The sequence below is a fragment of the Kitasatospora sp. NPDC036934 genome (assembly GCF_055608425.1).
Window position 1 is genome coordinate 1 of sequence record NZ_JBVJQR010000059.1, and the last position, 13435, is coordinate 13435.

13 protein-coding genes are annotated in these 13435 nt (G+C 73.1%); 6 read left to right on the plus strand and 7 right to left on the minus strand.

All coding sequences use genetic code 11. From position 1 onward, the window contains the following. Positions 1-148 precede the first annotated feature (148 nt). Positions 149-769, plus strand: a complete 621-nt coding sequence (locus tag ACZ7BZ_RS37800; RefSeq protein ID WP_470362339.1) for a hypothetical protein — start codon at positions 149-151, stop codon at positions 767-769. Positions 770-1146: 377 nt separating this feature from the next. Here ACZ7BZ_RS37800 and ACZ7BZ_RS37805 read toward each other — a convergent pair whose 3' ends face one another. Continuing rightward, positions 1147-1905: a DeoR/GlpR family DNA-binding transcription regulator gene (locus tag ACZ7BZ_RS37805; RefSeq protein ID WP_470362340.1), complete on the minus strand. Its 759-nt coding sequence runs from the start codon at positions 1903-1905 to the stop codon at positions 1147-1149. A gap of 49 nt (positions 1906-1954) precedes the next feature. Between ACZ7BZ_RS37805 and ACZ7BZ_RS37810 the strand changes: the two genes are divergently transcribed. Continuing rightward, positions 1955-2338, plus strand: a complete 384-nt coding sequence (locus ACZ7BZ_RS37810; RefSeq protein WP_470362341.1) for a DUF4406 domain-containing protein — start codon at positions 1955-1957, stop codon at positions 2336-2338. After that, a complete protein-coding gene (locus tag ACZ7BZ_RS37815; RefSeq protein ID WP_470362342.1) occupies positions 2335-3012 on the plus strand; it encodes an NUDIX domain-containing protein in 678 nt (225 codons plus the stop codon). Before ACZ7BZ_RS37810 ends, ACZ7BZ_RS37815 begins: the two co-directional genes overlap by 4 nt. Positions 3013-3024: 12 nt before the next feature. Here the strand turns inward: ACZ7BZ_RS37815 and ACZ7BZ_RS37820 are convergent, their stop codons facing one another. The 4 genes from ACZ7BZ_RS37820 to ACZ7BZ_RS37835 form a co-directional block, all read right to left on the minus strand. Further along, positions 3025-3174, minus strand: coding sequence for a hypothetical protein (locus ACZ7BZ_RS37820; RefSeq protein ID WP_470362343.1), 150 nt, complete (start codon positions 3172-3174; stop codon positions 3025-3027). Between the two features lie 512 nt (positions 3175-3686). Further along, positions 3687-4811, minus strand: coding sequence for a hypothetical protein (locus ACZ7BZ_RS37825; protein WP_470362344.1), 1125 nt, complete (start codon positions 4809-4811; stop codon positions 3687-3689). A gap of 237 nt (positions 4812-5048) precedes the next feature. Beyond that, a complete protein-coding gene (locus ACZ7BZ_RS37830) occupies positions 5049-6551 on the minus strand; it encodes a phosphodiester glycosidase family protein (protein ID WP_470362345.1) in 1503 nt (500 codons plus the stop codon). Positions 6552-6634: 83 nt separating this feature from the next. Continuing rightward, on the minus strand, positions 6635-7510 hold the full coding sequence (locus ACZ7BZ_RS37835; protein ID WP_470362346.1) for a universal stress protein: 876 nt from the start codon (positions 7508-7510) through the stop codon (positions 6635-6637). Between the two features lie 568 nt (positions 7511-8078). Between ACZ7BZ_RS37835 and ACZ7BZ_RS37840 the strand changes: the two genes are divergently transcribed. Beyond that, positions 8079-8540: a carboxymuconolactone decarboxylase family protein gene (locus tag ACZ7BZ_RS37840; protein WP_470362350.1), complete on the plus strand. Its 462-nt coding sequence runs from the start codon at positions 8079-8081 to the stop codon at positions 8538-8540. 85 nt (positions 8541-8625) lie between these two features. Here ACZ7BZ_RS37840 and ACZ7BZ_RS37845 read toward each other — a convergent pair whose 3' ends face one another. After that, complete coding sequence (locus ACZ7BZ_RS37845) at positions 8626-10185, minus strand: purple acid phosphatase family protein (protein ID WP_470362347.1); 1560 nt, start codon at positions 10183-10185, stop codon at positions 8626-8628. A 183-nt stretch (positions 10186-10368) separates the two neighbouring features. Here ACZ7BZ_RS37845 and ACZ7BZ_RS37850 point away from each other — a divergent pair, with 183 nt between their 5' ends. Further along, a complete protein-coding gene (locus ACZ7BZ_RS37850; RefSeq protein WP_470362348.1) occupies positions 10369-10989 on the plus strand; it encodes a TMEM175 family protein in 621 nt (206 codons plus the stop codon). A 54-nt stretch (positions 10990-11043) separates the two neighbouring features. Continuing rightward, entirely contained in the window at positions 11044-11403 is a 360-nt protein-coding gene (locus ACZ7BZ_RS37855; protein ID WP_380453969.1) for a nuclear transport factor 2 family protein, read from the plus strand. Positions 11404-11455: 52 nt separating this feature from the next. Here ACZ7BZ_RS37855 and ACZ7BZ_RS37860 read toward each other — a convergent pair whose 3' ends face one another. Next, positions 11456-13165: an immunity 49 family protein gene (locus ACZ7BZ_RS37860; RefSeq protein ID WP_470362349.1), complete on the minus strand. Its 1710-nt coding sequence runs from the start codon at positions 13163-13165 to the stop codon at positions 11456-11458. Positions 13166-13435 lie beyond the last annotated feature (270 nt).

The window sequence follows — 13435 nt, forward strand, 5'->3', positions numbered from 1 at the left end:
CAACCGCTCACCCGCAGGCGACTTGACCTGCCCCACCCTCGCCACACCACCATCAACGAGGCAGAGACAGCAAAGTCACCGGCATTGGGCCTAGCCTGAGCACGCACCTGTCGATTCCCCACCCGCACTGGCGAAAGTCGAGACCACCGTGAACCTGTTTCCGCGCAGAGCGATAGCCGTACCGTTCCTCGCGCTCGCTGTGGCGGGCTGCTCGGCAGCCGGCTCCGGGGCGGCGCCCACGCCGGCCGCGAGCCCGATCACCGCCTCGCCCACCCAGGTCGGCGTGCCGGCGCAGGCCCCGACGACGACCACCGCCCCGACGGCGGGTGGGACAGCGGCCTCGGCCGGTCCGGCTCAGGTGCTGGAGGCCTGGCTCGCGGATGTCTACCGCGGGGACGTCGACCAGGCGTGGGCGCTCACCCAGTTGCCCCCGGCCACGGGCGGCGCCTCCCCGCAGCAGGACCCGAAGGCGGCGTTCACGCGGGTGGTGAACTCCCTGCACCAGAATTTCGCCCAGGCCGTCCACACCCCGGACTTCCGGGTCACCCACCAGGAGCCGAAGGCCGGCGGCCAGAGCGTCGTGACCGACGCGGACGTGACCGTGGACGGCCACACCTTGCGGCAGGCGATCCTCAGTACCAAGCAGGGCTCCGGCCAGGTGCAGCTCGCCCTCACCTTCACCCTCGGCCAGGTCAAGGGCGACTGGCGCCTGGTGAACCTCGGCATGGACATCGACGCCTCCGTCTCGGCCACCGGCGCCGCCGGATGAGCTGACGGACGTCCCGCTGCCGCGCTGAGCGCCGCTCAGCGCCGCGTGGCCGCCGTGGTGTCGTCCACGCCGTCGAAGGTGTTGTGCTCAGCCCCCCCGGCGGACCCGGTCGACGGCGGCGCCCGTACGACCGCCGGACGGACGAGGTGTCGGGGGTGGTCGACCAACGGCCCCGTTCGCCGGGAGCCGCCGGTGGGTGCTGGGCTTGACCTGGTCCGCGACGAGGCCAACGGTTCTCCCCGCGGTCAAAGGTTTCGGGACAGGCCGAAACGCCGTGGAGCAGTTGTCGATTCCCGTGGACGGCTGAAGCGCGGCGCGGGGGCCGGTGTCCTGGATGGCCCCTCGGCCGGTCGGCGATTCCGTATTCGGAGGTCCCGTCAGTTGGCTGCCAGGACCTCCACGCCGAGCGCTTTGAGTTGCTCGACGACGGCGTCGTCCGGGGCGGCGTCGGTGATCAGCCCGCTGATCTTGTTCCAGGGCATGACGCGGAACCGCGAAGCGGTGCCGATCTTCTCGGACGAGGCGAGGATGTAGGTTTCCGCGGCCCGTGCGGCCAGGGCGCGCTTCATCGCGGCCTCCTCCGCGTCGCCGGTGGTCAGGCCCGCGTCGGGGTGCACGCCGGTGACTCCGATGAGGCACAGGTCGGCGGAGACGTTCTGGGCGGCCTCGACCGCGGCCGCGCCGCAGGCGACCGCGGAGTGCTTGAAGATGCGGCCGCCGAGCAGGAAGAGCTCGACCTGAAGGTGTTCGAGCAGGGCGGCGGCGATCGTCGGACTGTGGGTGATCACGGTGCAGGCCAGATCCTGCGGGAGTGCGTGGGCGACAGCCAGGGCAGTGGTGCCGCCGTCGAGGATCAGCGCGCCGCCCGGCCGCACCAGCCCGGCGGCCACCGCGGCGACCTTCTGCTTGCCGCCGGGGGCCACGGCTTGCCGGGCGGCGTAGTCCGCCACTGCCGGGGAGACCGGCAGTGCCCCGCCGTAGACCCGCTGGCAGAGTCCCTCGGCCGCGAGATCGCGCAGGTCGCGCCGCACGCTGTCCTCGGAGATCCCCAGTTCGGCGGCGACGTCCTTGGCGACGACCTTGCCCGCACGGGCGAGCAGGCCCAGCAGGTGGTCACGACGTTCTGCAGCCAGCATCCGTATTCTCTCCTGTTCTTGCACGTTTCTGCATGTATCGTAGCGCCCCATGACCGACAAGCCCATGCTCATCCTGATCGCCGGGCCCTACCGCTCCGGCACCGACGGCGATCCGCAGGCCATGGCCGCCAATCTCGCCCGCCTCGAAGCAGCCGCCTGGCCCGTCTTCGCCGCCGGCCACCTCCCCGTGATCGGGGAATGGATCGCCCTGCCCGTCCTGCACTCAGCCGGCGCCGCCCCTACCGATCCGCTCGCCGATCAGGTGCTCTATCCGACCGCCGACCGTCTCCTCGCCCACTGCGACGCCGTGCTTCGCCTGCCCGGCGAATCCACCGGAGCCGACCAGGACGTCGCCACCGCCCGCCGCCGCGGTCTGCCCGTCTACCACGACGTGGCCGAGATCCCCCGCCGCACCCCGCAGGAGAGCGAGTGACAAGCCGCCCCGGCGTCGACACGCCCGACCAGCGCGGCCGTACCGCCCTCGACCAGGCCGGACGAGACCTGGACCGCAACCCCGACGTCGTGATCCGCGACGTCGAACTCACCTCCCAGGGCTGGCACGTCCTGCGCCGCACCACCTTCGACTACCGCCGCCGCGACGGACGCTGGGAAACCCAGCAGCGCGAGACCTACGACCGCGGCAACGGCGCCGTCGTCCTGCCCTACGACACCGAACGCGGCTGCGTCCTGCTCACCCGCCAGTTCCGCTACCCGGCCTACGTCAACGACCACCCCGACGGCATGCTCGTCGAAGCGGCCGCCGGGCTGCTCGACGCGGACGACCCGCCGACCGCCATCCGGCGCGAGAGCGCCGAGGAACTCGGCGTCACCCTCGGATCGCTCATCCATGTTCTCGACGCCTACATGAGCCCCGGCTCCGTCACCGAGCGCCTCCACTTCTTCGCCGCCTCCTACACCCCGGCCGACCGGACCGGGACCGGCGGCGGGCTCGAGGAAGACGGTGAGGACATCGAGGTCCTCGAACTGCCCTTCGCCGATGCCCTCGCGATGACCCGCGACGGACGCATCACCGACGGCAAGACCATCCTGCTCCTGCAATGGGCGGCCCTGGACGGACCCTTCGCCCACACGACAGGCGGCCACTGACGCCGAGGCCGCTCAGGGCGCGGTGGGGGCCGGGGCGAAGTAGTCGTGGAGCATCTCGGTGGTCCGAGCCGACTGGTGGGTCTCGCGGGGGGCGAACTCCTCCAACCAGGGCTTCACTTCGAGGATCGGGGTGCCGTCGTCGGCGTCCAGGTCGAGCTCCACCTGCCGCCCGTCGCCGACCTGCTCACGTCATCGACCTCCTTCCGCCGGCCCGCAGTCGGGCGAACTGAGGTGATGAACCGTGACGTTCGTGTCGTCCACGATGGCTGGCTGGCTGGCCGGCTGGCACCGCGCCAAGGCCAGCCCGCGGTTCGCGCGCCTGGACGCCCTGGTGATCGGCGAGGGCGAGACGCGCGTCACAGCCCTCCTCGGAGACGTCCACCGGCGCCGGGAGCTGCCGAAGGTGATGTGGCGCGACCGCCTGCTCGGCACCACCGCCGTCGGTACCCCGCGGCGCGGCGACACCACCCGCTGGCTCGCCCCCGACATCGACTCCCTCACCCTCGAACGCCGCTTCCTCGCCCAGGACCCGTTCCCGGCCGCCGACGGCCGCCGGGAAGCCAACCTCGTCTGCTCGCGCGGCTGCCCGTACGAGTGCGGATTCTGCGGCGCCGCCGCGTCCATGAACCCCGAGGTCAGCATCCGCACCCGCACCCCTGGCGGCGGGGGTGGGGTCAGGCGGTGTAGCGGGCCGTGCGGTACCCGCCCTCGGCGGTGCGCTCCACGTTCTCGTCGTCCCAGGTGTGGGGCACCGCCAGCTTCCAGCGCTTGCGCAGCACCTTGTGCTCCTCGCGGGTCCTGGTCACGTACCACTTGCCCATCCGGCACCAGGCCAGCGGCTCGTCGGCCTCCGTGGCCACGGCCCGGACCAGTTGTTGGGCGAACCGGGCCACCGTGGACTCCAGGTACTGGTTCATCCGGTAGGTGGCCTGGTCGCCGTGCTGGAACATGGCGTAGTCGGAGTCGCCTTGGGTGTGCAGCCGCCCGTCCTCCAGGACCACGGTGCCCTTGCGCGCCACCGGCTCCTGCTGGTCGTTCCGGGCGATGCCCGCGTTGAGCCGGTTCAGCAGGTTGGCCTTCTCCTTGGTCGCCTCCGGGATCTGGCCGCCGCCCGTGCCGCCCTGGGCGGAGTAGACCTCGTGGAGGTCGTAGTCGCCGGTGTAGAGGTACTGCTTCCAGTTCGGGTCGGTCTTCAGGGCGACCATCTCCGGTCCGCCGCCCGGCAGTTGCATGTCGAGCGGTACGTACGGCTCCTGGTTGGCGCCGGCGTGCACGGTACCCGGGGGGAGCGTCGTGGGCGGCTTGTCGATCCGCACGCCGAGCAGGCCCCCGGCGCCCCAGTGGCCGACGAAGCCGCTCAGGTCGTTGGCGTCCAGCCAGGCCAGGATGGCGGCCGGGTCGCCCTGGGCCTGTCCGGGGCCGGTGCCGTACTTCTTCTCGACGGAGCCGGGCTTGATCGACTTCTCCAGGATGGTGTGCGGCTTGGCCTTGGCGCCCTCCGCGATCCGCCGGATCGAGTACTCCCCGGTCTCCCGGATGGCGATGGTGTACTTGTGCTTCTTGCACACCGCCGAGATGGCGTCCAGGTGGTCCCGCCACACGATCTTCTGGAGAGCGCCCGCCCGCCTGCCCAGGGTGACGGTCCGCCCGTCGAAGGTGGCGGCCTCGCAGGCGGATTCCACGTTGTTCTCGTCCAGCATCCGCTGGACCACCGGCCGGTTCCCGGCCCGGTCGCCCGCCGCGCGCTGGAGCATCCGGCCGGCCGCCGCGTTGCCGACGGTGCGCTGAAGGTCCGCCACGGACTCAGGTGACTGCCGGGGTACGGCGCCGGCTCCCGGTCTCACCCTGGTGCCGCTCTGTCGGGCCGGGCTCGCGTCGTGATGGGAGTTCCCGGCCTTCTCCTGCTGCTTCCTCGCCTGCATGCTGCAACCTCCTCGGTCCCCTTCGCCCCCTTTATATACGGGAGTTCACCCGGAGGAGGAGAGCGCATCCGGCCTTGCCCGCCCGGCGGAGCGCGCTCGGGCACCGCCCGGCCCCTACCCGGCGAAGATGCCGATGCCGTTGGGGATCCGCCGTTCCTGGCCGTGGTCGAGGTGGTTGCGCACGGTGAGGGCTCCGGTGGCAGGGTCGCGGGCGACCAGGGTCGCGGAGGCGCCGCCGTCCAGGTAGACGCCGTCCGGGCAGTCGAGATCCCGTACCGCTTCGGCGAGTTCGGTGAGGGTCAGGCCGGTGGAGGTGCCCTCGCGGCCGTCCGTGGAGAGCAGGGTCAGCACCCGGCCGCCGTCGGCCAGGCCGACCGCGCTGCGGGGTTCGACGTCACGGTTGTCGAGCCCCGTCAGCGGGCGTCCACCGCGTAGCAGGGGATAGGCGCCGAGGGCGAAGGCGAAGGGCACCGGCCGGTTCGATGCGAGGCGGTAGTCGACCGCGACCGGCGCCCCGATCGGCAGGCCGGCCAGTACGTGGGCGCCGGCCTCACGGCCGAGCAGGACGGTGCTGCCGGCCGGGATCGGTCCGCTGCCCGGGGTCGGGGAGGCCGCGACCACGCGGTTGCCGCGGACCGTCACCTCCCAGGTGTCCTCGGTGCACGGGGCCTTCCGCGACTCGTCCGTCCCGCAGGCGGCCCGGGCGCGGGAGACCTCGCCCCAGTCGGTGGTGAACGCGCCGATCGAGCCGACCGGGAGGGCGTACTGGTTCAGCCCGCCGAGCGGCCGGGTGCCGTCCGGGGTCCGCAGCCGCCCCCGGAGCTCCAGTCGGCCGGTGCGGGCCACGCCGTCCACGCCGACCCCGAGCACGTCCCGGTCGCTCTCCCCGGGCGGTGGCGCCCAGCCGAACCGCTGGGCCTCCGGGACCGCGGCCTTCAACGCCCGGCCCCGGTGCACGACCGGGCCCGAGGGCGCCCCGGTGGCCTCGACCCCCGGGTGCTGCTCCTCGGTGATGTCGAAGAAGTCCCCGTTCACCGCCGCCACCGCTCCACGCGCCCCGGCCAGTCGGGTCAGCGGCGCCCGGCCGGCCACCGCGCCGGGGAAGAGCAGATCCGCCCGCACGCCCGGCCTGCGGAGGTCTGCGCGGACGGCGTATACCCGGGCGTCGCCGTGCGGGGTACGGACCGTCAGCTCCCGGTACGCGACCCCGGGGGCGAGGGGCGCCCAGCTTCCGGCGGCGCCGGTCTCGGCTCCGGCCGGTGGGGTGGCCAGGCCGACCGGGGCGACGGACAGGACCAGGGCGACAGCACGCCGCACGAGACGCTTCACGCCTGCCATGGTCGCGGGCGCCGTGGCCCGTACCGGCGCACCGGCGCGCTCGGCGTGGCGCCCGGACGGGTGCCGTCCGGGCGTGGGAGCGGTGAGATAGCGCTGGATCGTGGGCCCGAGCCAGTCCACGATCTCCTCGCGGGAGAGTGCCACGCTCGCCGGGAACCGCAGCACGTAGCGCGTCAGCGCGAGTCCCAGCACGGTCGAGGCGCACAGTGCCGCCCGCGCCGGTGCCTGCTCCGGCGTGGGGCCCACCCGGCGGGCCATCGGGATCAACTGGTCGCGCAACACGCCCCCGCATGCGCTCGGCGGCGTCGGCGCGGACGAGGTGGGTCGGTTCGTGGGAACCGGGACGCCACCGACCGGGGAGGTCAGCCGTAAGGGACGACGGCGACCGGGCAGTGGACGTGGTGGATCGCGGCGTGGGCGACCGGGCCGAGGTGGTGGTGGCGCAGCGGCAGGTGGCGCAGGCGTCGGCCGAGGACGAGGAGGCGGGCCGTGGCGGCGGCGTCGACGAGTTCGACGGCGGGTTTGCCGCGGACGAGGTCGGCGGTGACCTCGACGTCGGGGTGGCGGGTGCGCAGCGGGTCGAGGGCCTCGGCGAGGCCGTTCCACTCGACGCTGGAGAGCTCGCCCTCCAGGCCGCCGATGGCGCCGTAGGCCATGTACTCGCTGCCGGCCGGCGGGGACCAGACGTGCACGACGCGCAGTGGTGCCGAGCGCAGGGCGGCGGCGCGGAAGGCGAAGGCCAGGACGTCCCCGGCGGGGTGGGCCAGATCGATGCCGACGACGACCGGGCCGGCCGGTTCCTCGTGCTGGGCGCGGACCAGCACCACCGGGCAGGCGGAGCGGCGCAGCACCTCCTGGCTGACCGAGCCGACCAGGAAGCCGCGCAGGGTGCCCAGCCCGCGGGAGCCGAGCACCAGCACGGCGGCGCGGTGGGAGGCGGCCTCCAGGGCCTCGACCGGGTCGGCGGAGACCGCGCTGGAGGAGACCGCCACCCCGGGCGTCAGGGCGCCGAGCGCGGACTCGCGGTCGGCGAGGTGGGCCAGGGCGCGGTGGTAGGTCTGGTCGCTGCCGACCACGTCCCGCTTGGGCCAGGGCCAGGCCTCGACGACTTCGAGCGGGACGGCGCGGCGCTGTGCCTCGTGGGCGGCCCACTCGGTGGCGGTCAGGCTCTCGGGCGAGCCGTCGAAGCCGACGATGACGGGCCCGCTGGCGGTGTCGGTCGGGGCGGGATCGGTCACGGCGCGCTCCTCAGGTTCCGCGGCGAGGGCCGGATCGGGCCGGATCGGGTCGGGCAGGGGTCGGGCCGGGCAGGGGTCGGGCCGGCCCGGATCGGGCCGCTGGGCCGCGTTGGGTTTGCGACCCCCAGTATCGGCGCTGGCCCGGCCCGGCACCTCTCGGGGCCGCGTCCGCCCGCTCGCGCGGCGGTCGGCGATGCGCGGTTCTCCGCACGGACAGGGGGCTTTGCCGGGAGACAGGATGGAATTTGTCTGTACATGGCCACAGGCTGCGCGCCCTTCGCCCTCCCACGCCACCCCAGAAGGTCGGAAGCGATGAACCTCCGCGCCACGACCCGAAACCTCCTCCTCACCGGCCTGGTGGTCGCCTTCGCCGCCGTACGGCTGCGCGGCGAGGAGAAAAGTTCCGCCGGGCCGTCACACTCGTGGGCCGGGATCCGTCGGGTCACTGAAAGCACCGATCGTCCGAGAGGAACCTGAGATGACCGCCCAGCCGATCACCGACCAGCCGAGCACCGATCAGCCGATCACCGCTCGTTCGATCTCCGCCGAGATCCCGCCGCGCCCCCGGATGGCCACCGACCCGGTGCAGCTCGTGCCCGAACTCGCCGACGTGTCGGCCGCGTTGTTCCGGGCCGTCGGCAACCGCTCGATCCCGCGCGGCCTGATCAGCCTGGTCCAGCTGCGGGCCGGACAGATCGCCGGCAGCACCTACCTGACCGTCCTGCACACCGGCTTCCTGCGCAAGGCCGGTGAGTCGGAGGAGCGGATCACCTCGGTGGCGACCTGGCAGGACTCGCCGTACCTGACCGCCCCCGAGCGGGCGGCCCTGGCCCTGGTCGAGGCCGTGCTGCAGCCCAGCCCGCACGGTGAGCGGGTGTCGGACGAGCTCTACGCCGAGGTGGCCGCGCACTTCGACGAGAAGGCGCTGGCCACCCTGATGCTCGCGATCGGGCAGGTCAACTTCTTCACGGCGATCGCGCTGATCGCCAAGCCCGTCCCCGGCCGGTCGTTCACCGACCCCTGGGCCTGAGTGACTGCTCGGACCGGTCCGTCGAGCGAGCCGCGCTCGACGGACCGGTCCGGGGAGGGCGGTACGGCCTCCCCGGGCGGCCGGCTCAGCCGCGTTGCACGGTGACGCGGTCCACGGCCGTGCCGTCCTCGGTGACGGACCGCACCTCCATCCGGGCCGGCGCGCCGCCGGTGGCGGGGGTCACGTCCACCGCCACCAGGCAGTAGCCGGTGTAACGGACCCTGGACCAGGTGACCTTGACGGTCTGCTCGTGGCCGCTCCGGTCGGAGACCACCATCGGCACCGGGGCGTCGTTCCTGGTCTCGTGCCCGAGGTAGGTGTCGGAGGCGGGGAACTTGTAGAGCCCGCCGCCACCGCCGCCCGCGACGACGTACGTGGTGCCGTCCTTCACCGGGTTGACGGTGTCGCCGGACGCGACCTTGCGGGTGGCCTTGCCGGCGCGGATGGGGTCGGTCCGCTCGTAGACGTGGTTGTGGCCGCTGAGCACCAGGTCCACCTGGTACTTGTCGAACAGCGGGGCCCAGTCCTGCTGCGCGCCGAGTTCGGCGCCGTTGTCGTGGCAGGTGGAGTACGTGCACTGGTGGAGGTAGACGACGATGAAGTCGATGCCGGGGTCGGCGCGCAGGGCGGCGAGCCGGCTGTCCAGCCACGTCTTCTGCCGGCCCTTGGTGTGGTCGAGGTTGGCGGGGGTGTTGAAGCAGACGTCGTTGCCGTCGAGGCTGATCAGGCCGAGGTTCTGGTAGCGCCAGGAGTAGATGCCCGTGGACTGGCTCCAGGCGTTGTCGGGCATCGTGAACCGGGCGCGGACGCCGCCGTAGCCGTCGGCCCCGTACCACGGCTCCATCTCGTGGTTGCCGACCGCCACCATCCACGGGGTCCGCGCGGCGACGGGGTCGTTCTGCACGAAGAAGGAGTCCCAAAGGCGGGCGTCGTACGCGTCGTCGGTCTTGCCGCTGCCGCCGCTGTTGGCGTACGACAGGTCGCCCATGTGGAGGTGGAAGGCGGGGTCGAGGCCGGCGATCAGGTGGGCGGTGGCGGCGGCGTTGTAGCCGATGCCCTGGTCGCCGAAGGCCGTGAAGGTGAACCCGGAGCCGCGCCCGGGGGCGGGTGCGGTGCGGAAGCTCGCCACGTCGCCGAGGCGGCCGCCCTGGCCGGCCGGGTCGTGGCCCTGGTGGCCGACGACGTAGTAGTAGGTGGTGTCCGGGATCAGCTGGTCCACCTGCGCGTGCAGGTAGTACTGGGTGACGGTGGTGGGCTTGACCAGGGGCTGGTCCTCGACCGGGTGCTGCCAGGCGAGTTTGCTGACCAGGGTGCGGACCTCGGCGGCGATCGGGGCGCCGAGGTCGCCGGGCTGGAGGCCGATCCGGACGAAGGGAGCGGTCACCGCGTCCGGCACCTGCCAGGAGACGACGACCTGACGGGACGGGTCGGCGCCGAAGGCGAGGTGTCGGCCGAACGGCCGCAGCGCGGACCCGACGGCCCGGTCGCGCCGGAGCGAGGGGAGGGGCGGGATGTCGAGGGCGGTGGGGCGCGGGGCGGCGGCCCGGGCGGTGCCGGGCAGCAGGAGGCCGCCGGCGAAGGCCGCGCCGCCCGCCGCACCGACGCGCAGGAGGGAGCGCCGGGAGTGCCGTGGTGTCTCGGACATGGCATCAAGTTAGGAAACATTCCTAACATTTGACAAGAGGGCGGGCGGCACCGAATCGCGCGGACGGTGCCGCCGGCCGGGGCGCCGGGGCGGGCGGCGGTGTTCTGGTGGCCGTCGGGGCCCGGCCGCGGCCACCGGCGTTGCGCGGCGGGGCGGGTGCTGCCCGGCTGGGATGCTCTGCCGGTGGAGACGACGGACACCGGCCGGATCGAGGCGTTCAGCGACGGGGTGTTCGCGATCGCGATCACCCTGCTGGTGCTGGAGATCAAGATTCCGCAGGCGCACGGGGCGGTGGAGCTGTGGCGGGCGCTCGGGGCGCAGTGGCCGTCCTACTTCGCGTACGTGGTGAGCTTCCTGGTGATCGGCGTGGTCTGGGTGAACCACCACGCCTTGTTCGCCCACCTCGCCAGGGTCGACCGCACCCTGATGTTCCTCAACCTGATGCTGCTGATGCTGATCTCCGTGCTGCCGTTCCCGACCGCGCTGGTGGCGCAGAACCTGCGCAACGGCTCGGCGGCGAACGTCGCGGCGGCGGTGTACGGCGGGGTGATGGTCGGCCAGGCCGTGCTGTTCAGCGTCTTCTGGAACTACGCCACCCGCACCGGCCGCTGCTTCGACGAGTGGGTGGACGTGCCGGCGGCCCGGGCAGCCCGGTGGCGGTTCGAGGTGGGGCTGGTGGTCTACCCGCTCACCGTCGGCCTGGCGTTCCTCTCCGCCCCGGCAGCCCTCGCCGTGCACGGCCTGCTGGCGCTCTACTACGCGTTCAACCAGGTGCGGGTGCCGCTGCTGGCCCAGGGGCGGTGACCGGATCGTGGAACGGCGGGCGGGGCAGGGCAAGTTGTCGTAGCGTCCTTGGCCATGGACCACGACTTCGCCACCCGCTTCGCCCAGGACTGGGCCGCCGCCTGGAACTCCCACGACCTGGAGCGCATCCTCGCCCACTACACCGAGGACGTCGTCTTCGCCTCGCCCCGGATCGTCGAGTTGATCGGCGACCCCTCCGGCGAGGTGCACGGCAAGGAGGCCCTGCGGGTCTACTGGTCCAAGGGACTGAAGCACCTGCCCGACCTGCACTTCACCGTCGAGGACGTCCGGGCCTCCGTGGACACCCTCGTCATCAACTACCGCAACGAGCGCGGCCGGGCCGTCGCCGAGGTGCTCACCTTCCGGGACGGCCTGGTCTGCCGCGGCTTCGGCGCGTACGGGCCGGAGGCGTAAGGCAGGTGGGATGCCCGGCGTCGTGTGCCCGGCGAGATCCGCCGGACAGACCCTATCCGAGCAGGTGGGCCGGGAGGTACGGGGATTCGACGTGGACGGCCCAGCCGCGGCGCCGGGCGTGGCAGGCGAGGGCGAGGATGTCGAGGCTGATCGCGGCGTCGGGGTCGGTGGCGCGGTCGGCGACCGAGTAGTGGTCGCGGTGGGCTTCGAGGGCGTCGATCAGCGCCAGGTTGAAGCTGGTCTCGTCGCCCTCCACGAGCTGGGAGAAGAGGACGACCGGCGGCGGGAGGAAGCCCCAGTCCTTCGCCTTCTCGACCTCGCGCAGGGCCTGTTCGGTGGCCGGGAGCGGGTCGACGCCCCGGAGGTAGTCGTGCAGGGCGCGCCGGTAGGAGCCGTACGCGGAGCGGTCGGCGGTGGAGTGGGTGGGGCCGGCCAGGACAATCGGGGCGAGGTCCTCTCGGACGCCGGTGATCAGGGCGAGGTCGAGGGCGAGCTGCCACGGCCCGGGGCCGGATTCCTCGCCCCGGGTGGCGGGGTAGCGGACGGTGCGGCCGTCGATGGTCACCTCGGCCTCGGTGCCGGGCTCGGTGAGGGCGATGCGGAAGAGCGCGGCACCCAGTTGGGAGGCCAGGCGCAGGCCGGCGAGCTGGGTGTCGGTGACGTCGGCGGACTGCGAGGCGCGGGCCCGGATGAGGAACGCCTGCTTGCTCAGGGCGCTGCCGAGCAGGTAGACGGCGTGACGGTCGTCGGGCCCGGGGTCGATCGCCTCCCGGGTGCGCCGCTCGTACAGCGCCTCGGTGTCGGGGTGGAGCGGCAGGGCCGGGCTCGGTCGGTCGATGCGGACGGGCCCGGCGGCGAGCTGGGCGACGGCGTCGGGGCGCCGGGAGCGGCCGAGGCCTTCGACGCGGAGACCGGGGCCCGCGAAGCCGGTGACCAGGGTGTGCGGCAGGTAGTCGGTGTCGACGGCGGGGAGCCAGCCGTGGGCGCGGTGGGCGAGCGCGGCGAGGGCGAGCGGGAGCAGCGGGAGGAGGCTGCGGGGGCGGGTGCCGTCGGCGTGGTCGAGGAGGGCGAACATCCCGGAGTCGAAGGCCTCGCGGTCTTCGGCGGCGAGGGCGCGCAGGGTGTGGAGGGCCTGGGTGGCGTCGCTGTCCCGGTCCTCGATCAGGGCCAGCGCGGCGTCGATGGCGGCGAGCCGCTGCTCGGGGGTCTCGGCGTCGGGGGCGTTCTCGTCGCGGGTGTCGCCGAAGAGGTGGGCCATGAAGCCGTTGACGAGCTGGGCGGCGGAGTAGCCGCCGCCGGCGGGCATGGTCTGCCAGGTGAAGGCCAGGGCCTCGCCGTGCCGGGCGAGCTTGTCGGAGAGGATCGCGAGGCAGAGCGCGTCGAGCCAGTACTGCGGGAGGACGAGCCCGCGGCGGACGCTCGCGTCCGCGTCCTCGGGGTCGTAGCTCATCCCGAAGTTCGGGTAGTCGAGGAACACCTGGAAGGTGTCGCGGGCGTAGTACGCGGCGAACGCGATGGCGCCGGCGGCGGCCTCGGTGGCGTCCTTGAGGACGGCCTCGGCCTCGGGGGTGTCGAGGGCGGGGGAGTCGGCGGAGAGCGCGCCGAGGTAGTCGAGGAACTCGTCGGCGATCAGCCGCCATTCGGTGGCCGTCATCAGGCCGGCGCGGGAGTAGGAGTGGACCATCCCCCCGATCCGGTCGGCGAAGCCCTCGCGGGCCGCCGAGACCGCCGACTGGTCCACCTGGTGACGCTCGATCCGCACAGCTCTGCTCCTTGATCCCTTGCCTGGTCGCCAGCCTAGGCGTGGGGTCCGACAGCGGGCCGTGCGGGGTCGGTCGGTGGCGGCCGCGGTGTTTCAAGCGCCGTTTGAGAAAGGTCGTGATCGTGCTGGGCCCTGTTCGGCAGGAGCGGCCTGACAGGGCCCAGCACCCTCCGGTCGGATGCTCCTATGGCTGTCAAGCCGCAGGGGCGAGGTCGGTTTGAGTGATTTGTGTGGTGGGTGTGCTGGTCAGGGCGCGGTAGACCTCGCGGG